General features: G+C 72.7%; 23 protein-coding genes. 10 read left to right on the forward strand and 13 right to left on the reverse strand.

The window, feature by feature from the left end:
* Nucleotides 1–29 precede the first annotated feature (29 nt).
* From narI to ACIRST_RS37195, 4 genes are read right to left on the reverse strand one after another with little or no spacing between them, the layout of a single operon-like run.
* On the reverse strand, nucleotides 30–788 hold the full coding sequence (narI, locus tag ACIRST_RS37180; protein ID WP_402808217.1) for a respiratory nitrate reductase subunit gamma: 759 nt from the start codon (nucleotides 786–788) through the stop codon (nucleotides 30–32).
* A complete protein-coding gene (narJ, locus tag ACIRST_RS37185; RefSeq protein ID WP_402808219.1) occupies nucleotides 785–1597 on the reverse strand; it encodes a nitrate reductase molybdenum cofactor assembly chaperone in 813 nt (270 codons plus the stop codon). The genes narI and narJ overlap by 4 nt, the downstream gene beginning before the upstream one ends.
* Nucleotides 1594–3123, reverse strand: a complete 1530-nt coding sequence (narH, locus tag ACIRST_RS37190) for a nitrate reductase subunit beta (protein ID WP_402808221.1) — start codon at nucleotides 3121–3123, stop codon at nucleotides 1594–1596. Before narH ends, narJ begins: the two co-directional genes overlap by 4 nt.
* Nucleotides 3123–6818: a nitrate reductase subunit alpha gene (locus tag ACIRST_RS37195; protein ID WP_402808224.1), complete on the reverse strand. Its 3696-nt coding sequence runs from the start codon at nucleotides 6816–6818 to the stop codon at nucleotides 3123–3125. The genes narH and ACIRST_RS37195 overlap by 1 nt, the downstream gene beginning before the upstream one ends.
* Before the next feature lie 187 nt (nucleotides 6819–7005).
* On the opposite strand from ACIRST_RS37195, the gene ACIRST_RS37200 reads away from it, so the two are divergent.
* The 4 genes from ACIRST_RS37200 to ACIRST_RS37215 all read left to right on the forward strand — a co-directional run bounded on the left by ACIRST_RS37200 (nucleotide 7006) and on the right by ACIRST_RS37215 (nucleotide 9820).
* On the forward strand, nucleotides 7006–7464 hold the full coding sequence (locus tag ACIRST_RS37200) for a radical SAM protein (RefSeq protein WP_402808226.1): 459 nt from the start codon (nucleotides 7006–7008) through the stop codon (nucleotides 7462–7464).
* Nucleotides 7465–7468: 4 nt separating this feature from the next.
* Nucleotides 7469–7915 (forward strand): hypothetical protein, encoded by a 447-nt coding sequence (locus ACIRST_RS37205; RefSeq protein ID WP_402808228.1) that lies wholly within the window; start codon nucleotides 7469–7471, stop codon nucleotides 7913–7915.
* Nucleotides 7916–8026: 111 nt separating this feature from the next.
* Nucleotides 8027–9238, forward strand: a complete 1212-nt coding sequence (locus ACIRST_RS37210; RefSeq protein WP_402808230.1) for a nitrate/nitrite transporter — start codon at nucleotides 8027–8029, stop codon at nucleotides 9236–9238.
* 108 nt (nucleotides 9239–9346) lie between these two features.
* Complete coding sequence (locus ACIRST_RS37215; RefSeq protein ID WP_402808233.1) at nucleotides 9347–9820, forward strand: hemerythrin domain-containing protein; 474 nt, start codon at nucleotides 9347–9349, stop codon at nucleotides 9818–9820.
* Between the two features lie 83 nt (nucleotides 9821–9903).
* On the opposite strand, the gene ACIRST_RS37220 is transcribed toward ACIRST_RS37215, so the two are convergent.
* Genes ACIRST_RS37220 through ACIRST_RS37240 form a run of 5 tightly spaced genes read right to left on the reverse strand, consistent with a single transcriptional unit; the run spans nucleotide 9904 to nucleotide 14086 of the window.
* A complete protein-coding gene (locus ACIRST_RS37220; protein WP_402808235.1) occupies nucleotides 9904–10476 on the reverse strand; it encodes a hypothetical protein in 573 nt (190 codons plus the stop codon).
* Nucleotides 10473–11870, reverse strand: coding sequence for a hypothetical protein (locus ACIRST_RS37225; RefSeq protein WP_402808237.1), 1398 nt, complete (start codon nucleotides 11868–11870; stop codon nucleotides 10473–10475). The genes ACIRST_RS37220 and ACIRST_RS37225 overlap by 4 nt, the downstream gene beginning before the upstream one ends.
* The gene (locus ACIRST_RS37230; protein ID WP_402808239.1) at nucleotides 11867–12676 is read right to left on the reverse strand and encodes an ABC transporter ATP-binding protein; all 810 of its coding nucleotides are present in this window, start codon (nucleotides 12674–12676) and stop codon (nucleotides 11867–11869) included. Before ACIRST_RS37230 ends, ACIRST_RS37225 begins: the two co-directional genes overlap by 4 nt.
* A gap of 28 nt (nucleotides 12677–12704) precedes the next feature.
* A complete protein-coding gene (locus tag ACIRST_RS37235) occupies nucleotides 12705–13529 on the reverse strand; it encodes a zf-HC2 domain-containing protein (RefSeq protein WP_402808241.1) in 825 nt (274 codons plus the stop codon).
* Nucleotides 13526–14086, reverse strand: coding sequence for an RNA polymerase sigma factor (locus tag ACIRST_RS37240; protein ID WP_402808242.1), 561 nt, complete (start codon nucleotides 14084–14086; stop codon nucleotides 13526–13528). Before ACIRST_RS37240 ends, ACIRST_RS37235 begins: the two co-directional genes overlap by 4 nt.
* Before the next feature lie 272 nt (nucleotides 14087–14358).
* On the opposite strand from ACIRST_RS37240, the gene ACIRST_RS37245 reads away from it, so the two are divergent.
* Nucleotides 14359–15093: a DUF899 domain-containing protein gene (locus ACIRST_RS37245; protein WP_402808245.1), complete on the forward strand. Its 735-nt coding sequence runs from the start codon at nucleotides 14359–14361 to the stop codon at nucleotides 15091–15093.
* A gap of 141 nt (nucleotides 15094–15234) precedes the next feature.
* Here the strand turns inward: ACIRST_RS37245 and ACIRST_RS37250 are convergent, their stop codons facing one another.
* On the reverse strand, nucleotides 15235–16740 hold the full coding sequence (locus ACIRST_RS37250; RefSeq protein WP_402808247.1) for a DEAD/DEAH box helicase: 1506 nt from the start codon (nucleotides 16738–16740) through the stop codon (nucleotides 15235–15237).
* Between the two features lie 371 nt (nucleotides 16741–17111).
* On the reverse strand, nucleotides 17112–17315 hold the full coding sequence (locus tag ACIRST_RS37255; protein ID WP_045694210.1) for a cold-shock protein: 204 nt from the start codon (nucleotides 17313–17315) through the stop codon (nucleotides 17112–17114).
* Nucleotides 17316–17817: 502 nt separating this feature from the next.
* Here ACIRST_RS37255 and ACIRST_RS37260 point away from each other — a divergent pair.
* On the forward strand, nucleotides 17818–18045 hold the full coding sequence (locus ACIRST_RS37260) for a hypothetical protein (protein WP_350524404.1): 228 nt from the start codon (nucleotides 17818–17820) through the stop codon (nucleotides 18043–18045).
* A gap of 251 nt (nucleotides 18046–18296) precedes the next feature.
* A complete protein-coding gene (locus ACIRST_RS37265; RefSeq protein ID WP_402808250.1) occupies nucleotides 18297–18791 on the forward strand; it encodes a universal stress protein in 495 nt (164 codons plus the stop codon).
* Between the two features lie 118 nt (nucleotides 18792–18909).
* Here the strand turns inward: ACIRST_RS37265 and ACIRST_RS37270 are convergent, their stop codons facing one another.
* Entirely contained in the window at nucleotides 18910–21303 is a 2394-nt protein-coding gene (locus ACIRST_RS37270) for a sodium-translocating pyrophosphatase (protein WP_402808253.1), read from the reverse strand.
* A 219-nt stretch (nucleotides 21304–21522) separates the two neighbouring features.
* Between ACIRST_RS37270 and ACIRST_RS37275 the strand changes: the two genes are divergently transcribed.
* Nucleotides 21523–22011 carry an inorganic diphosphatase gene (locus ACIRST_RS37275; protein ID WP_350524457.1) on the forward strand — a complete coding sequence of 163 codons (489 nt, stop codon included), beginning with the start codon at nucleotides 21523–21525 and terminating at the stop codon, nucleotides 22009–22011.
* A 175-nt stretch (nucleotides 22012–22186) separates the two neighbouring features.
* Here ACIRST_RS37275 and ACIRST_RS37280 read toward each other — a convergent pair whose 3' ends face one another.
* Entirely contained in the window at nucleotides 22187–23527 is a 1341-nt protein-coding gene (locus ACIRST_RS37280; RefSeq protein ID WP_402808255.1) for a GH1 family beta-glucosidase, read from the reverse strand.
* A gap of 396 nt (nucleotides 23528–23923) precedes the next feature.
* Between ACIRST_RS37280 and ACIRST_RS37285 the strand changes: the two genes are divergently transcribed.
* Nucleotides 23924–24562 carry a hypothetical protein gene (locus tag ACIRST_RS37285; RefSeq protein WP_402808257.1) on the forward strand — a complete coding sequence of 213 codons (639 nt, stop codon included), beginning with the start codon at nucleotides 23924–23926 and terminating at the stop codon, nucleotides 24560–24562.
* Between the two features lie 72 nt (nucleotides 24563–24634).
* Entirely contained in the window at nucleotides 24635–25642 is a 1008-nt protein-coding gene (locus ACIRST_RS37290) for a DUF1996 domain-containing protein (protein ID WP_402808260.1), read from the forward strand.
* Nucleotides 25643–25693 lie beyond the last annotated feature (51 nt).

Below are 25693 nucleotides of genomic sequence, written 5' to 3' on the forward strand. Positions count from 1 at the left end.
CCCGGTGCGTCCGGGCCCGGCACCTCACCTCAGGCCCGGCGGCGCAGCGGCGCGGGTCCGCGGCCACGGCCCGCCGGCCGGGTGCGCCCGCGGTAGACCAGGTACGGGCGGGCCAGGTATCCGATGGGAGCGCTCCACACGTGGACCAGCCGGGTGAACGGCCAGGCGGCGAAGAGCAGGCAGGCCGAGACCGCGTGCAGCTGGAACAGCAGCGGGGCGCCGGCCATCGCCTCCGGGTGCGGATGGAGGACGAAGACGCCGCGGAACCAGATCGAGATGGTGGACCGGTAGTCGTAGCCGCCGCCGACGAGGTTGTGCACCGCGGTGGCGGAGAAGCCGAGCAGGACGGTCAGCGAGAGCAGCGGGAAGAGCAGCTTGTCGCTGCGGTCGGTGGTGAGCCGGACCCGACGGGTCAGCAGCCGGCGGGCGCAGAGCAGGCCCAGTCCGGCGACCATGGCCACTCCGGCCACCGTGCCGAGCGACACGGCCGCCAGGTGGTAGGTGTGCTCGGAGATCCCGGCCGCGTCCGTCCACGAGGCGGGGACCACGAGGCCCACGGCGTGGCCGCCGATCACCGCGAAGGCGCCGAGGTGGAACAGCGGGCTGCCCCAGCGCAGCCAGCGGTGTTCCAGGAGCTGGCTGGTGCGCGAGGTCCAGCCGAACTGGTCCTGGCGGTAGCGCCAGACGTGCCCCACCGCGAAGACGGCGAGGCAGGCGTAGGGGAACGCGACCCAGAGGATCAGGTCGGCGCCGCTCGCGGCGGCGAGTGCGGTGCCCGCGGGTCTCATCGGTGGCTCTCCGTGGTTCTGGTCGGCAGCAGCGGGATCAGCGTCGGCGGGGCGCTCTCGGGCGCGGCACCGGCCCGCAGCGGGGCGGTCTCGGGCGGGACGAAGGTCTGCGGCGGCGCGAACAGGTGGCCGGCGTAGGGGTCGAGGCCGACCTCCTCGGCGGGCGGGCCCTGCGCGGCCAGCTCGGCGACCGCCGCCAGATCGGCGTCGGTCGGCGGTGGGAGGAGGGTGAGGAGCGCGGCGAGCAGGTGCCGGTAGGGCGAGTCCACGTCGGCCAGCGCGTGTCGGATCAGTTCCAGTCCGCGCCGGTGCTGCCGCAGCGGTGCCTCGCCGCGGCCTGTCCCTTCGAGCGCGGCGAATTCGAGGACGACCGGGAGGTGGTCCGGGAGTTCGGCGGCGTCGGCGTCCCAGCCGGCCGCTCGGTAGCGCTGGACGAGGGCGAGCAGGGCCGTGCCGCGGCGGCGTGTGTCGCCGTGCAGGTAGTACGTCAGGTAGAGGCTGCTCCTGCGGCGCAGGTCGAAGACCTCGACGTAGTGGCGCTCCAGGGCGTCCCGGGGCTGCTCGGCGAACCAGGCGGTGAAGGCGGTCAGGTCGGCGGCGGCCGGTGACGGCTGCAGCGCCTCGACGGCGCCGGCCAGCGCCTCCCGTCCGGCGACGAGTTCGGCGTCCGGGTACTGCAGCAGCAGCGAGAGCAGGCGCAGGAGGAGCACGCGCTGCTCGGTCTCCGCGGACCCGAGAGCCGGACGGGCCGACCCGGTCGAACCGGTTGACCCGGCCTCGGTCCGGTCGGGGGTGCGCGGCGCGTTCACGGCCGGCCTCCCGTCGTGCGGCGCAGGGCGGGAAGGCCGAGCATCACCTTGCCGTCGCCGGCCGGCGGCCGGCCGTCGGAGGCCTCGACCGGGCAGCGGTTCTCCAGCCCGCTGAGGACGGCGGCGTCCTCCCTGTGGGCGGCGGGGACGACGTAGCGGTCCTGGTACTTGGCGACGGCGAGCAGCCGGTGCAGCGATCCGGCGTCCTCGGGGGTGAGGCCGACCGCGTCGAGCAGGGCCTCGTCGACCGGCTCGCCGAGGGCGTGCCGGCGCATGTGGCTGCGAAGTGCGGTGAGCTTCATCAGCACACCGGCGACGGCGTCGGTGTCCCCGGCGGTGAAGAGATTGGCCAGGTACTCCAGCGGGATCCGCAGCCGGGTGACGGCGGCGAACACGTGGTCGGGGTCGTCGGCGTCGCCGCCGGCCTCGCCGACCGCGTCGAGCACCGGGGAGAGCGGCGGCACGTACCAGACCATCGGCATCGTGCGGTACTCCGGGTGGAGCGGCAGGGCGACCCTGTAGCGGGAGATCAGGGCGTGGACGGGCGAGCGGCGGGCGGCGTCGATCCAGTCCTCGGGGATGCCGGAGGCCCGGGCTGCGGCGGCCACTTCGGGGTCCTGCGGGTCGAGGAGGAGGCTGCGCTGGGCGTCGAGGAGGTCCCGCTCGTCCGGGGTGGCCGCGGCCTCGCCGACCCGGTCGGCGTCGTAGAGCACCAGGCCGAGGTAGCGCAGCCGGCCGACGCAGGTCTCCGAGCAGACGGTCGGCTGCCCGGCCTCGATCCGCGGGAAGCAGAAGGTGCACTTCTCGGCCTTGCCGGTGGCGTGGTTGACGTACACCTTCTTGTACGGGCAGGCGGTGACGCACATCCGCCAGCCGCGGCACTGGTCCTGGTCGACCAGGACGATGCCGTCCTCCTCCCGCTTGTACATGGCGCCGGACGGGCAGGCGGAGACGCAGGCCGGGTTGAGGCAGTGCTCGCACAGCCGGGGCAGGTGGAACAGGAAGGTCTGCTCGAACTCGAACCTGACCTTCTCGGCCAGGCCGCCGCGCAGGTTGGGGTCGCCCGAGCCGTGTTCGGGCGTACCGCCGAGGCTGTCCTCCCAATTGGCGCCCCAGGTGATGGCCGTGGGCTCGCCGGTGAGCACCGAGCGCGGGCGGGCCACCGGGACGTCCTGCCCGACGGGGGCGCTGACCAGGGTGTCGTAGTCGTAGGTGACCGGCTCGTAGTAGTCCTCGATGCCGGGCAGGTCGGGGTTGGCGAACAGCGAGAGCAGCCGCTTGCCCCTGCTTCCGGAGCGCAGCACGAGCCGGCCGCGCTTGTCGAGCGTCCAGCCGCCCTTCCAGTGCTCCTGGTCCTCGTAGCGGCGGGGGTAGCCGACGCCGGGCTTGGTCTCGACGTTGTTGAACCAGGCGTACTCGACGCCGGTGCGGTTGGTCCAGGTCTGCTTGCAGGTGACGGAGCAGGTGTGGCACCCGATGCACTTGTCGAGGTTCATCACCATGGCGATCTGCGCGAGCACCCTCATCAGTACTCCACCTCCTGGGAGCGGCGGCGGATCACGGTGACCTCGTCGCGCTGGTTGCCGGTGGGGCCGTAGTAGTTGAAGGCGTAGGTGAACTGGGCGTAGCCGCCGGCGAGATGGGTGGGTTTGAGCAGCAGCCGGGTGAGCGAGTTGTGGATGCCGCCGCGCTTGCCGCTGACCTCGGTCTTCGGCACGTTCACCGTGCGGTCCTTGGCGTGGTACATGTACACCGTGCCCTCGGGCATCCGGTGGCTGACCACCGCGCGGGCGGCCACGACGCCGTTGCGGTTGTAGGCCTCGATCCACTCGTTGTCCTTGACGCCGATCTTCGCGGCGTCGGCGGTGCTCATCCAGATCACCGGGCCGCCGCGGGAGAGCGCCAGCATGTACGCGTTGTCCTGGTACTCGGAGTGGATGGACCACTTGGAGTGCGGGGTGAGGTAGCGCACCGTCACCTCGGCCCGGTCGCCGTCGCGCAGGTGCTCGTCGCCGTAGTGCCGGCGGGCGTCCAACGGGGGCCGGAAGACCGGCAGTTGCTCGCCGAGTTCGGCGAGCCAGTCGTGGTCGACGAAGAAGTGCTGGCGGCCGGTGAGGGTGTGCCAGGGTTTGTGGTGCTCGACGTTGATGACGAACGGCGAGTAGCGGCGCCCGCCGGTCTCGCTGCCGGACCACTCGTAGGAGGTCATCACGGCGCGGGGCTGGACGCGCGTGTCGGCGAAGGTGATCCGTTCGCCCTCGCGCTCGGTGGCCAGGTCGGCGAGCGGGGTTCCGGTCCGCTTCTCCAGTTCCCGGAAGCCGGCCGCGGCGAGCCGGCCGTTGGTGGTGCCGGAAAGGGCGAGGATGGCCTCGCACATGTCCTCCGCGCGGGCGAGCGAGGGCCGTCCGGCGCCGACGCCCTTCGCGACGGTGCCGTTGCGGCGGCGCAGGTCGGCGAGTTCCCGGTCGGGGTGGACGGTGATGCCCTTGGTGGTGGTGCCGAGGGTGTCGAGCAGCGGGCCGACAGCGCGCATCTTCTGGGCCACGGCGGCGTAGTCCCGCTCGATGGTGACCAGCTTGGGCATGGTGCGGCCGGGGACGGGCTCGCACTCGCCGGCCCTCCAGTCGCGGACGACGCCTCCGGGCTGGGCCAGTTCGTCGGGCGTGTCGTGCTGGAGCGGTACGGCCAGGACGTCGGTGCGGGTGCCCAGGTGCTCGGCGGCCAGCTCGCTGAACCGGTCGGCGATGGCGAGGAAGGTGTCGTAGTCGGTGCGGGCCTGCCAGGGCGGGGCGATGGCCGGGGTGAAGGCGTGCACGAAGGGGTGCATGTCCGTGCTGGACAGGTCGTCCTTCTCGTACCAGGTGGCGGCGGGCAGCACCACGTCGGCGAACAGGCCGGTGGAGGTCATCCGGAAGTCCACGTCGACCAGCAGGTCGAGCTTCCCCTCGGGTGCCTCCTCGCGCCAGACGACGTCCTTCGGCCGGGCCTCCGGCGGGGCCTCGGCGGACCGTACGGCGCTGTCGGCGCCGAGCAGGTGACGCAGGAAGTACTCGTTCCCCTTGCCGGAGGAGCCGAGCAGGTTGGCCCGCCAGACGGTGAGCACCCGGGGGAAGTTGGCGGGGTCGTCCGGGTCCTCGACGGCGAACTTCAGCCTGCCTTCGCGGAGTTCGTCGACGACGTGGTCGGCGACCGGGCGGCCCGCGGCGGCCGCCTCGTCGGCGAGGTCCAACGGGTTGCGATCGAAGCCCGGGTGGCCCGGGGTCCAGCCGAGCCGGACGGCCTGGGCCAGGCAGTCGGCGAAGGCCTTGCCGGCGAACCGTCCCTCGCCCAGCGGGGACGCCAACTCGGAGGGACCGAAGGCCTCGTAGCGCCACTGGTCGGTGTTGAGGTACCAGTAGGAGGTGCCGGCCATGTGCCGGGTGGGCCGCTGCCAGTCGAAGGCGAACGCCAGGTGCTGGAAGCCGGTGAGCGGGCGGACCTTCTCCTGGCCGACGTAGTGCGCCCAGCCGCCGCCGTTGACGCCCTGGCAGCCGGTCATGGTGGTGAGCGCGAGGAACGCCCGGTAGATGGTGTCGGAGTGGAACCAGTGGTTGGTGCCCGCGCCCATCGCGATCATCGAACGGCCCTCGGTGCGCTCGGCGTTGCGGGCGAACTCGCGGGCGATCCGGGCGGCCTGCGCGGCCGGGACGGAGGTGATCGTCTCCTGCCAGGCGGGGGTGTACGGCTCGTCGGCGTCCTCGTACGAGGCCGGCCAGGTGCCCGGCAGTCCGGGGCGCTGCACCCCGTACTGCGCAAGCATCAGGTCGAAGACAGTGGTGACCAGGCGCCCGCCGAGGCGCCGGACCGGGACGCCGCGCACCATCACCGAGCCGCCCTCGGTGTCGCCCTCGTCGAAGCGCGGCAGCGCGACGGCGACGGTGTCCTCGGCCCTTTCCAGCAGGCTGAGTTCGGGGACGGTGTCGCCCAGTTCGAGGTTCCAGCGGCCCTCGCCCTGCTCGCCCCAGCGGAAGCCGAGCGAGCCGTTCGGCACCACCGGCTCGCCGTCGGCGGCGTCCAGCAGGACGGTCTTGAACTCGGCGTGCTCGCCCTCCCGGCCGAGGTCCGCCGCGGTCAGGAAACGGTCGGGCACCAGCCGGTCGCCGTGCTCGCGCAGGGTCACCAGGAACGGCGCATCGGTGTAGCAGCGCAAGTAGTCCGCGAAGTAGGGAGTCTGACGATCCACCAGGAACTCGCGCAGGATGACGTGGCCCATGGCCATCGCCAGCGCGCCGTCGGTGCCCGGGTGCGGCGAGAGCCACTCGTCGGCGAACTTCACGTTGTCCGCGTAGTCCGGGCTGACCGCGACCACCTTGGTGCCGTTGTAGCGCACCTCGGTCAGGAAGTGCGCGTCGGGGGTCCGGGTGACCGGGATGTTGGAACCCCACATCACCAGGTAGCCGGTGTTCCACCAGTCGGCGGACTCCGGCACGTCCGTCTGGTCGCCGAAGACCTGGGGGGAGGCGATCGGCAGGTCGGCGTACCAGTCGTAGAACGACAGCAGGGTGCCGCCGATCAGCGACATGAACCGCGAGCCGGCCGCGAAGGAGGCCATCGACATCGCCGGGATCGGCGAGAAGCCGGCCACCCGGTCCGGGCCGTACGCCCGGATGGTGTGCACGTGGGCCGCGGCGATCAGCTCGGTCACCTCGTCCCAGTCCGCGCGCACCAGGCCGCCCTTGCCGCGCGCCGACTTGTACGCCCGCGCCTTGGCCGGGTCGCCGGTGATCTCGGCCCACGCCGCCACCGGATCGCCCAGCCGTCGGCGGGCCTCGCGCCACAGCTTCAGCAGCTTGCCGCGCACGTACGGGTACCGCACCCGGCTGGGCGAGTAGGTGTACCAGGAGAACGAGGCCCCGCGCGGGCAGCCGCGCGGCTCGTACTCCGGGCAGTCGGTGCCGATGGAGGGGTAGTCGGTCGCCTGGTGCTCCCAGGTGATGATCCCCTCCTTGACGTACACCATCCACGAGCAGGAGCCCGTGCAGTTGACGCCGTGGGTCGACCGCACCACCCGGTCGTGGGACCAGCGGTCCCGGTAGAACCCCTCCCACTCGGTGCCGCCCGTGCCGAACACCGCCCGGCCGTCGGCCGACACCTCGCGGCGCGTCAGCAGACGTCTCGCCGCCAGCGGCCAGTGCTGTTGCTCTCGGGTGCCGGAGTCACCCGTCGTCTTCTCCTGCTCCATGGGCCGAACGGTAGGCAGCGCCGGGCCGCCCGCGCGGGGGCCGAAGGTCCCTCTTGACGTCGCCGGCAGGCCCGGTTGCACCGGCCGGAATTGGGGCTTCCGGTCCCTCCGACCAGGACCATCGGAAGGGCCTCGCGAGCCTCCGGACACAGCAGGCTGATGCCTGATCGAACCGGAGGTGACCAGCGTGTACGACCCGAAGCAGCGCCCGGCCGGGGCCCGCGTCGTCCGTCTGCAGCATCAGGACGCGGCGGACCGACCGTTCATCGTGATCTGGGAGTCGACCAGGGCGTGCCCGCTCGCGTGCCGCCACTGCCGCGCCGAGGCCGTGCCGGACCGCGACCCGCGCGAGCTCGACACCGCGGCCGCCACGGACCTGATCGACCAGGTGGCGTCCTTCGGCTCCCCCGCGCCGCTCTTCGTGATCACCGGGGGCGACCCCTTCCAGCGGCCGGACCTCCTGGAGCTGATCACCCACGCCACGCGGACCGGCGTCCGCGTCGCCGTCTCCCCCTCGGGCACCCCCACCCTCACCGAGGACAACCTGCCGTCGGTGCACGGGCCGGCGGACCGGTCATGCGCACCCCGGCCCGGGCGATCCTCCCGGCGGGCCCGTTCGCACGGGCGCGCGGCCTCCTGGAGGTGAAGTGATGGACGGGATCGGACTCTGGACCCTGGTCCGCTTCACGCACGTGTGCGGCGCCGTCCTGTGGGTCGGCGGGCAGCTCGCCCTGTCGGCCGTGATCCTCCCGCTGGCCCGCCGTCAGTTCCCCGCCGACGTCGCCGGCCGGTTCGCCGAAGCGGTGGGCCGCCGGTTCGGGCTGCTCACCGGGGTGCTGTTCCTGCCGGCGCAGCTCGGCACCGGCATCGCGCTGGCCGGGCACCGGGGCGTCACCTGGGCCTCGCTGGCCGAGCCCGGCTACGGCCGGATCCTCGCGGCCAAGCTCGGCCTGTTCACCGCCGTGATGCTCGCGGCCGCGCTCCACGGCTGGGCCCACGCCAGGGGCCGCGCCGAACTCGCCCGGGCCCTGGCCGTCGGCTCCCTGGTCGGCTCGCTCGGCGTCGTCCTGCTCGCCGCCGCGCTGCCCGTCACCTGACCCGTCCGCCTCCCCGGCCCCACCCGACCCCCGTTCGCCTCCCGCGGCCCCACCTGCGGGCCGCCCCCACCCACGCACCGTCGCACCCATCGGAGAAACGGAGACCCCGCCATGGAAACCCGCCCGACCGGAAGCAGACCCGCCGCGCCGACCTCCGGGCAGCGGACGCTGATGCTGACCCTGGCCACCCTCGGGTTCGCCCTCAACTTCTGGGCCTGGGCGCTGATCAGCCCGCTCGGCACACGGTTCAAGGACTCGCTCGGCCTCAGTTCGTTCCAGCAGTCGCTGCTGGTCGCCGTCCCGGTGATCGTGGGCTCGCTGGGCCGCATCCCGGTGGGCGCGCTCACCGACCGCTACGGCGGCCGGGTGATGTTCCCGCTGGTGTCCACCGCCACGATCGTGCCGGTGCTGTACCTCGGCCTCGCCGGGCACTCGTCGCTGACGGAGCTGCTCATCGGCGGGTTCTTCCTGGGCATCGGTGGTACGTCGTTCGCCATCGGCGTCCCCTTCGTCAACGGCTGGTTCCCGCCGGAGCGGCGCGGCACGGCCATCGGGATCTTCGGGGCCGGCATGGGCGGCACCGCGATCAGCGCACTGACCACGGTGAACCTGGTCAAGGCCCACGGGGTCGCCGCCCCCTTCGTGCTCACCGCGATCGTGCTCGCCGGGTACGCGGTGGTGGCGTTCGTCCTGCTGCGCGACGCCCCGGGCCGGACGGTGCCCGACGAACCGCTGGCCCGCCGCCTCGGCGGTGCGCTCCGATTGCGCGTCACCTGGCAGGCCTCGGCGCTGTACGCCGTCGCCTTCGGCGGCTACGTCGCCTTCTCGGTCTACCTCCCGACCTACTTGAAGACCGCGTACGGCCTCCAGCAGGCGGACGCGGCGAACCGGATGGCCGGGTTCGTCCTGCTGGCCGTGGTGATGCGGCCGGTCGGCGGCTGGCTGTCGGACCGCACCAGCCCGGTGCGGGTGCTGAGCTGGGCGCTGGGCGTGGTCGCGCTGGGCGCCCTGCTGCAGGGCTTCACCCCGCCGCTGGCCCCGCTCGGCACGGTGGCGTTCCTGACCATGGCCGCCGCCCTGGGCACCGGCAGCGGGGCGACGTTCGCCCTGGTCGCCCAGGTCGCGCCGGCGGACCGGGTCGGCTCCGTCACCGGTGTGGTGGGTGCGGCCGGCGGTCTCGGCGGCTTCGTCCCACCGCTGGCGATGGGCGCCCTGTACGGCAGCTACCACTCGTACGCGGCGGGGCTGGCCGCGCTCACCGCGGTCGCCGTGGCCGCCGCGGTCTTCACCGCCACCCGGGTCCGCCGCACCGTCCGGGCCTGACCGGCCGACGACCGACCGACCGGCCACCGGCCACCGGCCACCGGCCACCGGCCACCGGCCACCGGCCACCAACCATCGACCATCGACCGAGCGGAAGGACCTCTCGACATGTGCGAGTACTGCGGCTGCCAGGCACTGGCCACCATCCGCGACCTGACGGCCGAACACGACGCCGTCGTCAACCTGATCGGCGCGGTCCGGACCGCGCACCACGACGGCGACGCGCCGGGCATGGCCGCAGCCGCCCGCGCCATCGCCGCGGTGCTCCGCCCCCACACCGAGGTCGAGGAGCGCGGCCTGTTCCCGTTCATGGCCGTCGAGTTCCCCGACCACATTGCCGTCCTTGAGGCCGAACACCGGCACATCGAGGCCGTCCTCGGCGAGGCGGCGGGCGGCACGCCCACCGACCCCACCTGGCCGCGGCGGCTCCTGGACACCCTCGGCCGGCTGCGGGCGCACATCCTCAAGGAGCAGGACGGCGTCTTCCCCGCCGCCCTCGCCCAGTTGAGCGGGGAGGAATGGGAGGCGGTCGAGGCCGTGCGCACCCGGGTCGGCACGGCACTGCCGGGCCCCGCCGACTGACCGCCCGCCCGCCCGGGCCCACCGGGCCACTCGCCGCTGCCCCGTACCCGCCCCCGGTGAGCCGCCCACCGGGGGCGTGCCCGTCACCGTCTGGGCCCTGCCACGGCGTACCCCACGGTGCCGATCGCGAGCAGGACCCACGCGGTCCAGGCCGACGCCGTCGTACCGGGCGGGAAGAGCATCCAGTTCACGACCTCTCCGACGGTGCCGTTCGGGGTCGGGACGAAGAGGGTGAAGCCGAGCCAGCCGGTGGGCAGGGTCCAGGCGAGGTGCGCACCGCACAGCGCGGCCCCGAGAGCGGCCAACCCGACCAGCCCGGCGGCGTCCCGGACGATGACCTCGGTGGGGGCCGGCTTCGCTCCCGCCGCCTGGACCGTCAGCAGCGCCGCACCGGCGAACGCGCCGACCAGCAGCACGTGCGCAGCCCGGCGGGGCACCCACCGGATCGCGCCCGTCCTCTCCAGCACGACGTCCGGCCCGCCGAGCCCGACGGAAGCGGCCGCCACGTTCGCGGTGAGGATCAGGACCGCGAGCCCCAGGTCCATCGGACCGGCACCGTGCCGGTCGAGGGCCCACACCGTCAGCGCGACGAGTGTGACCGCGGCGGTCGAGGCGGGTACCTGCCGTGACCGGGCGTACAGGGTCAGCCACCTCATCGGGACGCCTCCCCCGCGAGCAGCAGGAGCGGATCGCCCGGCGCGCAGGAGAAGGCACCGGCGCGCAGTCCGAGGATCCGGGAGCGCTGCTCGTCCGGTGATGCCGCCATCAGGTTCCGCCACGCCGTGTCGGCGTCCGCCCAGGTCTTCTGCGCGTAGGCGTCGGCACTCTTGTCGGTCAGCGGTCGGAGCTGCGGATCGTGCAGGACCCAGCTCACGGCGATGCTCTGGGACGCGACGTCACCGCTCCCGGAGCCTTCCCGGTCGTTGTTCCCGTGGCAGTTCGGCGCCAGCCCCTGGGAGATCAGGGCGCGGGTCAGTGCCTCGCCCTTCGCGTCGGCGAACAGTCGCTCGTCGAAGTCGACGAGCACCACGTCGTCGGAGAGCTCCCGGTCGTCGCCGAGCGCGCGCAGCCTGTTGTCCTCCCGCACCGTGTGCGGTGCCGCATCGCCCAGCACGTCGTGCAGCACGCTCAGCGCCTCCTTGCTGCGCAGCGCGAGCTCGGGCAGGCGTGAACGGTTCGCCTGCGTCACGCAGACCGGTCCGTCGCAGACCAGGGCGGCGGCGGTCTTGTCGACGACGTAGGTGTCGCGCGGAGCGCCGGGCAGGACCGGCAGGGCCAGGGCCGCACCGGCCAGGACCGGGACGATCGCGAGCAGCTTGGCCCGGCGGGTCACGGCCGACAGCAGGGCGAAGCCGGTGGCGAGCAGACCGAGCAGCCAGAGCGTCTGCCCGACGTGCACGGCGCCGGACAGGGTCAGCAGCATCTCCCGGGGCTCCGGGACCGCCGGGGACAACAGGACGAGCCGGTTCGGCGCCCTGCCCGCCGGCACGAGGCCCTCCATGGCCGGTCGGAGGAGGTTCGTCAGCACGAGGACGAGCACCACCAGGGCCGGCGGGGTGAGCACATGGGGCAGGGTCCGCGCGACGCCCATGCCGAACACGGCTCCCGCGACCAGGCCCAGCGCCGCCACCAGCGAGATCGGCAGCCATCCGAGGGTGGTGTAGGTGGTCCGGCCGAGGGCCACCTGGACTCCGCCGACGAGGACCAGCACCCCGAAGCCGACCGCCAGCGGCAGCGCCATCGCACCGGCGGGCACCGCCGCGCGGCGCCAGGCCGGCCGCGGCGTGGTCGACAGCAGTTCGGCCACCCGCGAGCGGGAGTCGCGCAGCCCGTACACCGCGCCCACGCCCACCACGAGCGGCCACCAGAAGGCGAGCAGGTAGCGGGTCCACATGGCCATGGGGGTCCACTGGGCCGCCCACCCGGCGGTGCCCCTCCACCAGATCCCGTCGATCAGGAAGAAGACCGCCAGGCTGCCGAGAAGGACGAGGAGGCCCGCCCAGGGTGCGGCGGAGCGCTTCAGTTCGACGCGCAGGAGACGCCCGTTCACCAGATGCCTCCCGGCTGGCCGAAGTCGCGGAGCAGCGCCGAGTAGCCGCGCTCCAGGGGGCTGTCGCCCGGGTGCTCGGGGCCGCCCGCCGCGGCCAGGTCGTCCGGCGTGCCCTGGAAGACGAGGCGGCCGTCGGCGAAGAGCACCACGTCCGAGCAGGCGGCCGCGACGTCCTCGACCAGGTGGGTGGAGACGACCACGCACGTGTCGCGGCCCAGGTCCTGGAGCAGTTCGCGGAAGCGCAGTCGCTGCGCCGGGTCCAGGCCGGCCGTCGGCTCGTCCAGCAGCAGCACCTCGGGGTCGTTGACGATGGCCTGGGCGATGCCGGCCCGCCGCACCATTCCTCCGGACAGGGTCTTCATCCGGTGGTCGGCGCGGTCCGCCAGGCCCACCCGTTCCACGGCCCGCTGGACGGCTGCGGGGACCTCCGCCTTCGGCACCTCCTTCAGCCAGGCCATGTACTCGACGAACTCGCGCACCGTGAAGCGCTTGTAGTAGCCGAACTCCTGCGGCAGGTAGCCGATCCGGCGGCGCAGGGCCCGGTGGTCGCCCATCGCACGCACGGAGGTGCCGAGCAGCTCCAGGTCGCCCTCGGTGGGGCGCAGCACGGTGGCCAGCGTCCGGATCAGGGTGGTCTTCCCGGCTCCGTTGGGCCCCAGGAGGCCGTGGGCGCCGGTGCCCAGGGTGAGGTCGAGCCCGTCGACGGCCATCTTCTTCCGTCCGACGCGGACCTTCAGCCCGCTGGCCCGGATCTCCCAGGCATAGGTCTTCGGCGCGGTGTCAGCCGCGCTGGTCAGGGATGTCATGCGGTCCCTTTCGGGGTCGAGGAGGGGTTCACAGCGTTGAGTAGGCGTTTCTGCGGGCGATCACGGCACCGACGCCGAGCGCGAGGAGCAGCCCCCACGCGGGCAGCACCTCCGGCTGGGTGACGAGCTGCAGGGCGAGGGGGACGCGGCCGGTGTCCCACGCGGGTGCCACGGCAACGCCCCACGCGACCACCAGCCCGACGACGGCGCGGGTCACGCCGACCACGCTGCCCAGCGCCAGGGCGGTGGAGGTGAAGGCCAGGGAGGGCAGCAACCACTGCGCGGCCGTCATGGTCCCGGTCAGCCATCCCCCGGCGAGGAGCACGGGCAGGACGACCAGGAGCACCGCCGTGGTGCGCCGGAGGAGCAGGGGCAGGCCGGCCCTGGCGGTCGAGGCCGTCAGTTCGTACGCCGGGTCCAGGCCGCGCGACCACGATGCGGCGACACCGCACATCGGCAGCACGGGCGCGATCAGCAACACCGGCGAGGCGTCGCCGAAGAGTTTCGACGGAGCGACGGCGTCCAGCAGCAGCGCCGCGAGGGTGACGGCGACGGTCATGGCCAGCCATGGCGCCACGACCGGTGTCAGCCAGGCCGACGCCCACCTCGGGCGGTGCCGCCGCGAAGGCGTCCTGACGGCCGCGTCCAGCTGCGGTTCCAGACCGGCCCGGACGGTGTCGAGGAGCGCGGCGACGTCGGGCGCCTCGGTGGTCACGGAGGTCGCCAGGTGGCGCCGGCACGGCGCGCACGCCTCCAGGTGGGCCTCCAACGCCCACACCGTGTCCGCGGCCATGTCCGTGTCACCGCGTGCGTAGTCGTCGATCAACCGCCTCGACGCGTGTTCCCCGCTCATGCCAGCGCCTCCCGCATCGCGATCCGGGCCCGGCGGGCACGGGTCTTGACCGTGCCTTCGGGCAGTCTGAGCAGGACGGCGGTCTCCCGGACGGAGAGCCCGTCGAGCACCGTGGCCTGCAGTACCTCGCGCAGTTCCGGCGCCAGTCGCCGCAGGGCGTCGCCGACGTCGCCGCCGACCGTGCCGGCGAGCGCCTCGTCCTCCGCGGCGGGCACCACCGCCCGCTCGGCGGCGGCCGCCGGCGGTTCGGCGTGGTGGGCACGGCGCCGGAACGCGTCGACGAGGCGCCGCGCCGCGATCGTCCACAGCCACCCGACAGCCGTCCCGCCGACCGCGCTCCCGGCGAACGCGCCGGCCGCGCGCCACACCGCCAGATAGGTCTCCTGCATGACCTCGGCGACGATCTGCTCGTCCGCGCAACGGCGGCGCAACCGCACCGCGAGCCACGGCGACGTGCGCCGGTACAACTCGTCGAACGCCCGGCGGTCGCCTCTGGCCACCAGCCGGACGAGGCGTTCCTCGTCCAGCTCGTCCCATGCTCTCCTGCGTGATCTCACACCAGCCAGACGCCCGCTGCGGCGCACAGGTTCTGCCCCGGCGGTGACCTGCGTCACAGTCCGGAATCCCGGCCGGCTGGCGGCTCCGATCCGCCTCGTTGCGTGAGCACGCCGCCGAGCAGGCCGTGTGGCGTGGTCGCGAGGGCCCGCCGCCACGCGCGTACGGTGGATGTACGGCCGGGCGGGTAGCCGGTGGCAGGCACTTCCGGCTGCCACCGCGGACGACTGCACGCCGCGATGCGGCGTTCTGCTCCCACACAGGAGGGAAGGCCATGCCCGAGCACAGGATCGGCACGCAGGAGGAGTTCCAGGCGGCCCGAGAGGAGCTGCTCGCGGAGGAGAAGAGGCTCACCCGACTCGGTGACGAGCTCGCACGGAAGCGGCGGGAGCTCCCCTGGGTGCCGGTCGAGAAGGACTACGGCTTGGAGACCGCCGACGGGACCAGGTCGCTCGCGGACCTCTTCGACGGGCGCTCGCAACTGCTCGTCTACCACTTCATGTTCGGCCCGTCCTACGAGGCCGGATGCCCGGTCTGTTCATCGATCGCGGACACCCTCAGCCCCAACGCGGTCCACCTGAAAGCCCGCGACGTGACGCTGATCTGCTCCTCGCGCGCGCCGATCGACAGACTGCTCGCCTACCGCGAACGGATGGGCTGGCGCTTCGACTGGATCTCCGCCGCCGGCAGCGACTTCCACCGCGACCTCGGCTTCCAGTACACCGAGGAGGAGCTGGGGCCGTTCCTCCGGGGTGACGTCCCGCCGACCGTGCGTCAGATGGCGCAGGCGTGCGGCACCGACGTGCTCGGGTACGTCACCGAGGGCCCCGGACTGAGCGTCTACGCGCTCTCGAACGGAACCGTCCACCGGACGTACGTCACCACTGCGCGCGGCCTTGAGCCCGCCATGGCCTACTACGGCCTCCTCGACCGGACACCGATGGGCCGGCACGAAGAGGGCGAGGAGACCCACTGGCTACGCCGCCATGACGAGTACGGGAACACCTGAGGACCGTCTCCGGCCACACTGTCTTCGGCCACTCTGTCTTCGCCCCCCGCGACGGCCCGCCCCCCACGAACGGGCGTGCTCCGCCGCCGGGCAAGCGGTCGCCACCGCGGTCGCCACCGCCCCTGACGCGGATCCGTGGTGCTACACGGCGAGGGTGGATCGTCGGGGCGCCCGGCGGCGGCCGGAGCCCTGGTTGTCGCGACCGGAGGCGGCCGGCGTGTCGCCCGCGGTGCGGGCGGGGCGGGGGCGGCGCGCGGACGGGCTGCGGCGCGGCCGCTCGATGACGGGGTCGGGGATCACGGTGGGGATGCCGGTGGGCACGCGGGCGCCGGTGATGCGGGCCAGGTCCTCGCCGCCGGCGCTGACCCTGGTGGTGACGGGGGTGATGGCGGCCGTTGCCATCAGGCGGGCCATCGAGCGGCGCTGGTTGGGCAGCACCAGCGTGACGACGGTGCCGGACTCACCCGCCCGGGCGGTGCGGCCGCCCCGATGGAGGTAGTCCTTGTGGTCGACCGGCGGGTCCAGGTTGACGACGAGGTCGAGCCCGTCGACGTGGATGCCGCGGGCGGCGACATTGGTCGCGATCAACGCGGTCACCTGGCCGGTGCGGAACTGCTCCAGCGTACGGGTGCGTTGCGGTTGGAGCTTGCCGCCGTGCAGGGCCGCGGCCTTCACACCGTTCGCCAGCAGGTCCTCCACCAGGCGGTCCGCGCCCTGCCTGGTGTCGGTGAACATGATCACCCTGCCGTCGCGGGACGCGATGTGGGCGATCGTGGCGTTCTTGTCGAAGTTCTGCACGTGCAGCACGTGGTGCTCCATGGTGCTGACCGCCCCCGCGGACGGGTCCACCGAGTGGGTGACCGGGTCCTTGAGGAAGCGCCGCACCAGGCGGTCGACGTTGCGGTCCAGGGTGGCGGAGAACAGCATGGTCTGGCCGCCTTCGGCGACCTGGTCGAGGAGCTCGGTGACGTGCGGCAGGAACCCCATGTCGGCCATCTGGTCGGCTTCGTCGAGCACGGTGACGCCGACCCCGTCGAGCCGGCAGTCACCCCGCTGGATCAGGTCCTTGAGCCGGCCCGGGGTGGCGACGACGACCTCCGCGCCACGGTTCAGCACCCATGCCTGGCGGCTCATCGACGCCCCGCCCACCACGGTCGCCATCCGCAGGCGCACCGCGTGGGCGTAGGGGGTGAGGGCTTCGGTGACCTGCTGCGCGAGCTCGCGGGTGGGGACCAGCACCAGGGCCAGCGGACGGCGCGGCTCGGCCCTGTGCCCGGCGGTGCGGGCCAGCACGGCGAGGCCGAACGCGATGGTCTTCCCGGAGCCGGTGCGGCCTCGTCCGAGGACGTCACGGCCGGCCAGCGAGTTCGGCAGGGTTTCGGCCTGGATCGGGAACGGCGCGGTGACACCCCGGCGGGCCAGCACCGGCAGCAGCGCCTTCGGCATGTCCAGCTCCTCGAAGGACACGGCGGCCGGCAGCGCCGGGGTGGTGCTCACCGGCATCGCGAACTCGCCCGGCGCCGACGGGCCCCGGCCGACGCTGCGACCGGAGGGGCGCCGGCCCTGGGCGGCCCGGGTGCCGGGGAAGGAACCGCCGCCGGAACGGGAGCCGGCGTTCTGGTACGGGGAGCGACTGGAGCGGTTCATGCAGGAGCCTTCCTCGGGGCGGCACGTCACGAGGAAGGCTCCGTGGCGCGGGGCGACGGCGGAGACCGCGAGGAAACGGGCCGGAAGTGTGACGGTCGGAGCGTGGACGGTGGAACCGTGCGGCACGTCACCTGAGGTCGGCGCTCACCGCACGGTGCGGGAGCGAACGACCGCGAACCGTGAGCTGCCACGGCAGGGCGCCGGTCGGGACGCGGCGCCGTGTCTCGCGCGGGGGGTGACCGCCGCCGCGGAGTCGGAGTCAGGGGGCCTGAGCGGCCGGGAGCGCGTCGTGGCGCAATGCCGAGGGGCCCGCACCGGGCGTGTGCGCGGTGCGGGCCCCTCGCTGCTTGGCGGGTGCCGTGGCAGAAGAACTACAGCGGGCGAATGTTCTCGGCCTGCGGGCCCTTCTGGCCCTGCGTGACGTCGAACTCGACCTTCTGGCCCTCAAGCAGCTCACGGAAGCCGTTGGCGTTGATGTTCGAGTAGTGGGCGAAGACGTCCGGGCCGCCACCCTCCTGCTCGATGAAGCCGAAGCCCTTTTCCGAGTTGAACCACTTCACAGTGCCATTAGCCATTAAGAAATCTCCTTCAAGGGGCTGTCCGAAGCGCGCACAGCGCACGCTCCGAGTCGCCGCGGGAAGCGCCCACCCGGGAAGAGCCGGGAAACAAAAATACGCCTGCGAATACATCAGCAGGCGCACACAAAGTTCATGGGAACCACTACTGCAACTAAAACGACTCTAGCAGGCCCGAGCGCGCTTCGGGTGAACATTTCGCCCACAGTTTCCGGGGGGCGCCCCCGTGATCGCCGGGCCTGAGCCGTCATGGTCCTCAACACGCCTTGACAGCAGCCTCGTTGACACGTCCGCGAGGTTCCGGCGCCGAGCGCCCGGAAGGACGATCCCGGCGGACACGGCGAGCCCCCTCGTCCCGACGGCGCCGCACAAGTGATCACCTCGCGCTCGCCGGCACCGCTCAGGGCGCCCCGGACTGCGCGTGCGGCATTATCACCCCTCACTCGAACGCAAGTGCACCGAATGGGCCCGCTCCCGCGATTTCCGGCGCATACTGGAGGGGATGAACAACTTCGCAGCAGCCCGCCGCCCCCTGCCGAACAGCCCCTTCAAGGCCCCGCCCGAGGCGCCCCGCAAGCACTTCGCCGTCGGCGACCGAGTCACCCACGACCGGTACGGCCTCGGCCGCGTCATCGGCGTCGAAGGCGACGGCGACACCGCCGTGCTCGTCGACTTCGGATCGCAGCGGGTACGCGTCTCCCCGCCGTACAGCACGCTGTTCGTGCTCTGACCCGGCCGCCCCCGGCCCCCGCGCCAAGGGCGCACACGCCTCCCGGGTGGAGCGCCCGGGAGGCGTCGCCACATGGCGGGCCGGGCGTGCCCGCGCGGGCGGACACAGATCATGGGCAGCGATGGTGCCCATGGACGGACAGGGGCAGGCTGAGAAGTGCACCCCGCGACGGACGGCCGATCGGACCCGCAGCCGTTACGGGCCGCGCCGGCCGCACTCCACTCCACGCACCGAGTCCTTGGAGGTCACCCATGGCCGATCCCGCTGCCCGCCACACGCTCGGCCCGATCGTGGTCGGCACGGACGGTTCGCCCCAGGCCCGGAATGCCGTGACCTTCGCGCTCCGCGAGGCCCGACTTCGCGCCACCGGCCTGCGGGCCGTCTGCGCGTACGAGTACACCCCCACCCGGCGCTCCGGCTTCGAATGGACGGTTTCCTCGGGCCCCGACCGCGGCCCCGTCCCCCAGCAGCGCGACCTCGTCACGCAGGCGGTGGCCGACTCCGTCAAGGAACTGCAGGAGCAGCTCGGCGAACCGTTCGTGAACGTGGAGATCGTCTGCGAACCAGGCCGCCCGGCGCAAGTCCTCCTCGAAGCGAGCAAGGACGCCGGCCTGCTGGTCGTCGGCTCCCGAGGGTCGGGTGCCTGGGGACGCCTCGCCCTGGGATCGACCAGTACCGAGGTCGTCCACCACGCCCGTCTCCCGGTCGTCGTCGTCCCGGCGGAACACGACACCGCAGCTTCCTGAGCGGGTTCATGGCCGACAGTGGGCCGGGGCCGAGTTCCGCGAGGGCGATCCGCTCAAGCTCCACCGCCGTCAGCAGTCGGCGCAGAGCGACCACCGGCGTTCGAACGTCGATCTGCGGTCAGACCGGCGACGACGGGACGGGGGCCGGTTCCTCCGGCGCCCGGGTGCCGGGGGGCTCCTCCTCGGTCCCGGGAGCGATGCCGCGGCGCTCGGCGACCCACACCGCAATGATGACGACCGCCAGCGCCACCAGGGCGATGGCCAGCCGAAGGCCGAGGTTGGCGTGGGAACCGAAGCTGAGTTTGACGATGGCCGGGGCGATCAGCAGCGAGACCAGGTTCATCACCTTCAGCAAGGGGTTGATGGACGGTCCGGCGGTGTCCTTGAACGGGTCTCCCACGGTGTCGCCGATGACGGTGGCCGCGTGGGCGGGGCTGCCCTTGCCCCCGTGGTGGCCGTCCTCGACCAGTTTCTTCGCGTTGTCCCAGGCACCGCCCGATGTCGCCAGGAAGACGGCCATCAGGGTGCCCGTTCCGATCGCACCGGCGAGGTACGAGCCCAGCGAGCCGACACCGAACAGGAAGCCGATCGCGATCGGGGCCATGACGGCGAGCAGGCCCGGCGTGGCCAACTCGCGCAGCGCGTCGCGGGTGCAGATGTCCACCACCCGGCCGTACTCCGGCCGTTCGGTGCCGTCCATGATCCCGGGCCGGGTGCGGAACTGTCGGCGGACCTCGAAGACCACCGCACCGGCGGAGCGCGAGACGGCACTGATGGCCAGGCCGGAGAAGAGGAAGACGACGGCGGCACCGGCGAGGAGACCGACCAGGTTGTTGGGCTGGTCGATGGCCAGGCTCAGGCTCGACCCGTGGGCGGCCGGGCCGACCTGGGCCTCCGCGGTGTTGATGGCGTCGGTGTAGGAGCCGAACAGCGCGGTGGCCGCGAGTACGGCGGTGGCGATGGCGATGCCCTTGGTGATCGCCTTGGTGGTGTTGCCGACCGCGTCCAGTTCGGTGAGCACCTGGGCGGCCCGGCCGGTGACGTCGCCGGACATCTCGGCGATGCCCTGCGCGTTGTCGGAGACCGGACCGAAGGTGTCCATCGCGACGATCACGCCTACGGTGGTCAGCAGCCCGGTGCCGGCCAGCGCGACCGCGAAGAGTGCGAGGATCAGCGAGCCGCCGCCGAGCAGGTAGGCGCCGTACACGGCTGCGCCGATGGCCACCGCGGAGTACACGGCTGCTTCCAGGCCGAGCGCGACACCCGAGAGCACCACAGTCGCCGGGCCCGTCAGCGAGGTCCTACCGATCTCCCGCACCGGGCGGCGGCTGGTCTCGGTGAAATAGCCGGTGAGCTGCTGGATCACGGCTGCCAGCACGATACCGATGGCCACTGCGGCCAGAGCGAACAGCCGCGGGCTGCCCGCGTGCAGGGTGATCTCGGCCGGCACCCCGTGGAGACCGGAGAAGTGGGCCGGCAGGAATGCGAATACGGCGCCGGCCACGAGAACCAGCGATACGCCGGCGGAGGCGAAGAAACCGCGGTTGATCGCGGTCATCCCGCTGCGGTCACCGGCCCGCGGCGACACCAGGGCGATGCCGAGCACCGCCGTGAGCACCCCGATGCCGGGCACCACCAGCGGAAAGGCCAGCCCGACGTCGCCGAACGCGACACGGCCCAGGATCAGTGCCGCGACGAGGGTCACGGCGTACGACTCGAAGAGGTCTGCCGCCATGCCCGCGCAGTCCCCGACGTTGTCGCCCACGTTGTCGGCGATCGTGGCCGCGTTGCGCGGATCGTCCTCCGGAATCCCCTGTTCCACCTTGCCCACCAGATCCGCCCCCACGTCGGCGGCCTTGGTGAAGATCCCCCCGCCCACCCGCATGAACATCGCCAGCAGTGCCGCGCCGAAGCCGAACCCTTCCAGCACCTCGGGTGCGTTCGCCTGATAGATCAGCACCACCGCCGTGGCCCCCAGCAGGCCGAGCCCGACGGTGAACATACCGACCACCCCGCCGGTGCCGAAGCCGATCCGCATCGCCTGGTGCGAATCCGAGCGCACCGCCTGCGGCGCGGCCGACGCCTCTCCCTCGGCGGGCGCCCGTGTCGCGGCCGCCCTCGCCGCCGCGGCCACTCGAACGTTGGCGCGTACCGCCAACTGCATCCCCACGTACCCGGTCACCGCCGAGAACACGGCCCCGACCAGGAAGAACACGGAACGGCCGATCCGCTGCCCCCAACTGTCCGCCGGCAGCAGCAACAGCACGAACGGCACCACCCCGGCGAACACCCCAAGCGTGCGGAACTGGCGCGCGAGATAGGCGTTCGCGCCTTCCTGCACGGCTCCGGCGATCTGCCGCATGGTCGGGGTGCCCTCATCTGCGGCGAGCACCTGCCGTGCCAGTGCCCAGGCCACCACCAGGGCACCGGCCGCGATGGCCGCGACGACGATCACAAGGGTTCGGTCCGACCCGGTCAGCACCGGTGCGACCGCGGTCCGGACACCGACCATGCCGTCCTCCTTGACGTTGCGCTGGTGCGCCCTGCGCCAGGCGCCCGTCAGGGGTTGGCCCCTGTTCAAACCGAGGCTAACCCCTGGTGCCAGAGGCCCTCAGAGCATCGGCGCCAACCGGGTGACCCACCGTGCGACCACTGCTGACCCGCCCGAGAATGGAGGCCTAGGGGCCGGCGGCGACGCATGACGCCGACGAACGCGCTGGGAGACACCGCCATGGACTTCGAAGTGATCGTCGAGATCCCCGAGGGCTCGCGCAACAAGTACGAGATGGACCATGAGACCGGGCGGATCCACCTGGACCGGATGCTGTTCACTGCTACGCGATATCCAGCCGACTACGGGTTCATCGAGCACACCCTCGGCGGGGACGGTGACCCTCTTGACGCGCTCGTCATCGTCGGGGAGCCGACCTTTCCGGGATGCAGCGTCACCTGCCGCGCCATCGGCATGTTCGTGATGACCGACGAGAAGGGGCCGGACGAAAAGGTGCTCTGCGTGCCCGCGCACGACCCTCGATTCTCCCACCTGCAGGACATCGAGGACGTACGCTCCTTCGACCTCATGGAGATCACCCACTTCTTCGAGGTCTACAAGGACCTCGAACCCGGGAAGTCGGTCGAGGGCTCGCACTGGGCCAACAAGGCCGAGGCGTACGCCGAGATCGAGGCCTCCCGCGCCCGCGCGGCGACCGGGGGCAGCTGACGCCGGGAGCTCGGCGCTGAGCACTACAGGTCGTCCCGCAGCCCGCAGGGTCGGACGACCTGTCTCGCCGGGTCAAGACCGGCCTTGCACATGGTTTCGACCACTGACAGAACCCTTGGCGCCGGCTTCCGGACCTGCTGAACACCCTGTCATTCCCCTCCACCGCCGCACCCAACTACCGTTCACGACCTGACCGGTGAGCAGAGATCAGGTCGCGGTACCACGCGTACGACGCCTTCGGCGTCCGCCGCTGCGTCGCGAAGTCGACGTGGACGAGGCCGAAGCGCTGGTGGTAGCCCTCGGCCCATTCGAAGTTGTCGAGGAGAGACCAGGTGTAGTAGCCGCGGACGTCGACGCCTTCGGCGGCGGCCTGGGCGAGGGCGTCGAGGTGGGTGGCGAGGTAGTCGATGCGGGGGTGGTCGGGGGTGGCGGTCTCGTCGACGGAGCAGCCGTTCTCGGTGATGGTGAGGGGCGGGAGGGCCGCGCGGTAGGTGTCGCGGAGGTGGACGAGGAGGTGGCGGAGGCCGTCGGGGACGACGGGCCAGCCGAAGGCGGTGTGGGGGACGTCGGGGATGTCGACGAGGTCGAAGGGGAGGGCCGGGTCGGTGGGGGCGGCGATGCGGGTGGGGTTGTAGTAGTTGACGCCGAGGCCGTCGAGGCCGGGGGTGTGGATGAGCTCCAGGTCGCCGGGGCGGACGGCGCCGTAGACGTCGTCGGGGACGCCCAGGACGGAGAGGTCGGGGTAGCGGCCGAGGAGGACGGGGTCGGTGAACAGGCGGTTGTGGAGGGTGTCGTAGGCCGCGGCGGCGGCCAGGTCGGGTTCCGAGGCGGAGGCCGGCTGCACGGGGGTGAGGTTGTTGGAGAGCATGACCGCGAGACCGCGCTCGTGGAGGGCGGCGGCGGCCAGGCCGTGGCCGAGGAGCTGGTGGTGGGCCGCGGGGAGCGCCTCGAACATCAGGGCGCGGCCGGGGGCGTGGGTGCCCAGGGCGTAGCCGAACACCGTGTGGACGAAGGGCTCGTTGAGGGTGATCCAGGTGGGGATGCGGTCGCCGAGGCGGTCGGCCATGACGGTGGCGTACTCGGCGAAGCGGTACGCGGTGTCACGGTCGAGCCAGCCGCCGGTGTCTTCGAGGGCCTGCGGGAGGTCCCAGTGGAAGAGGGTGGGCAGTGGGGTGATGCCGGCGTCGAGGAGGGCGTCGACGAGGCGGTCGTAGAAGGCGAGGCCGGCGGGGTTCACGGCGCCCGCGCCGGTGGGCTGGATGCGGGGCCAGGCGATGGAGAAGCGGTAGCCGTCGAGGCCGAGGCCGCGCATCAGCTCGATGTCCTCGGGATAGCGGTGGTAGTGGTCGCAGGCCACCGCCCCCGTGTGCCCGTCGCGGACGGCCCCGGGCCGGGCGACGAAGGTGTCCCACACGGAGGGCCCGCGCCCGTCCTCCGCCACTGCCCCCTCGATCTGGTAGGCGGCGGTGGCGGCACCCCAGCGGAACCCCGGCGGCAGGTCGTAGCGGTCCGGCATGGCGACCTCCTGATTGAATATGAGGACTGCTCATGTTACTGACGCCACGCTGAAGCACCAGAGGCAACCGGATGAGCACGCCGACAATCGATCAGGATCGGAACACCCCATCGCCGCACGGCCGCACCGAGGCCTGCTGCGCCCCGCGCGACGCCCCGCACCGGCACGGCGCCGACCGCACCTCCCGGCCTCCCAACCGCCCGTCACCCCGCTCGAACCGCGCGTGGCGTCCCGGCCGTGCCGAAGGCCGGCCGACCCGCGGGGCGATCAACCGCACCCGAAGGCGAAAACATTTCTCGTCGACGTTGAACCGTTCCCGCTCGGGACTCGTGTGGAGAGTGCCTGGGCGAATCCCGCCCGGATCGTCAAACACCCGTCCTCCAGGGGGAGTTCGTCATGCCCAAGTACGCCATGCCCAAGTACGCCGTGCCCGGGTTCGCCGCGCGTCGCCTGCTCGCCGCCGCAGGCGTCGCCGTGCTCGCGCTCACCGCCGGCGCCTGCGGGCCGGACACGGCCGACGGCTCCGGCGGGAGCGCGGCAGCGCCCACCGCCGCCCCTCCGACTGCGGCCGCCACGTCGTCCGCCACGGCCACCGGCGGCTCGGGCGGGGTCCGACTCGTGGCCGTGAAGTCGGCCACGCTCGGGCCGGTCGTCACCGACTCCGCCGGTCGGACCCTGTACCGCTTCGACAAGGACACCGCCAAGCCGTCCGCGAGCACCTGCGTCGACGCCTGCGCCGCGAAGTGGCCGCCGCTCACCGCCCAGGACGCAGTGCAGGTCACCGGCGTGGACTCCACCCTGGTCGGCAGTGTGGCCCGGCCGGACGGCACGAAGCAGGTCACCCTCAACGGCTGGCCGCTCTACCGCTTCGCGGGGGACACCGCGGCGGGGCAGACCAACGGGCAGGGCGTCGGCGGCACGTGGTTCGCGAGCACGCCCGAGGGGAAGAAGGCGCCGAGCTCGACCGGGCAGCCATCGGCCCCGGCCGCGTCGCCGAGCGCCTCGCAGGGCGGCGGCTACTCCGGAGGCTACTGACCGGCCGCACACGACGGCGAGGCGGCCGGCGCCGCCTTGCCCGTGCGGTGGCCGGTCGCCCAGACTGTCGCGGTGCAGCAGAACCGCAATCACCACCGGGCGGGGGGTGTCGCCCTCCCGGTCGGCGTCCTGCTCTGTCTCGCGCTGGGACTGTCGCTCTTGGTCGTCAGGTTCCGGCCGAGCGGGCCGGAACCGGCGTCCGGGTTCGTCGACATCACCACCGTGGCAGCCACCGCACTCGCCCCGCCGGCCGTCGGGCCGGACGCCTCCGGCGGCTCGTACACGCAGGACTGCGGACACAATCAGGAGGGCCACCGCAACGCCGACAACGTGGTGGTCTCCCCGGGGACGGTGGGCGGCGCCCACCACGTACACGACTACGTCGGCAACCTCTCCACGGATGCGAACTCCACCGACGACAGCCTCGCCTCCGCCGCGACCACCTGCACCGACGGCGACCGCTCGACGTACTACTGGCCGGTGCTGCGCCGCACCGACCGAGGCGGCCCGGCGACGCACACCGCCGAGGCGGCCGACGCCCCGCACGGCAACACCGGCGAGATCCTCGTCCCCGAGACGGTCACCATCGAGTACCTCGGCAACCCGTGGGCGAAGGTCGTGCCGATGCCGCGCTTCCTCCGACTCCTGGAAGGCGACCCGACCGCGGCCACCGACGGCGGCGCCGAGGCCGGCGCCCGCTGGGGCTGTACGGGCTTCACCGGCCGCACGACCACCGACCGTTACCCGCTGTGCCCCGCCGGGAGCCTGCTCACCCGCACCCTGGACTTCCCCAGCTGCTGGGACGGGCGCGGCACCGACAGCCCGGGCCACCGCTCCCACGTGCGGTTCCCGTCCGCCACCGGCCTCTGCCCGCACGACACCTTCGCGATCCCGCACCTGCGGGTGACCATCGGCTACCGCCCGCCCCCGCCCCGGGCCTTCGCCCTGGACGCCTTCCCCGAGCAGCAGCACAGCCCGCTCACCGACCACGGCGTGTTCGTCGACCTGATGACCGACCGGCAGACGGCCACCGTGGTGGCCTGCCTCAACGAGGACCGCAGCTGTCGGGAATCCGGTTGAACCGGACGGCCGCCGCGTACGTGCTGGACGTGGCACCCGACGACGGAGGAA

Source organism: Kitasatospora sp. NPDC101447 (assembly GCF_044767225.1).
In the GTDB taxonomy this organism is placed as follows: Bacteria; Actinomycetota; Actinomycetes; order Streptomycetales; family Streptomycetaceae; genus Kitasatospora.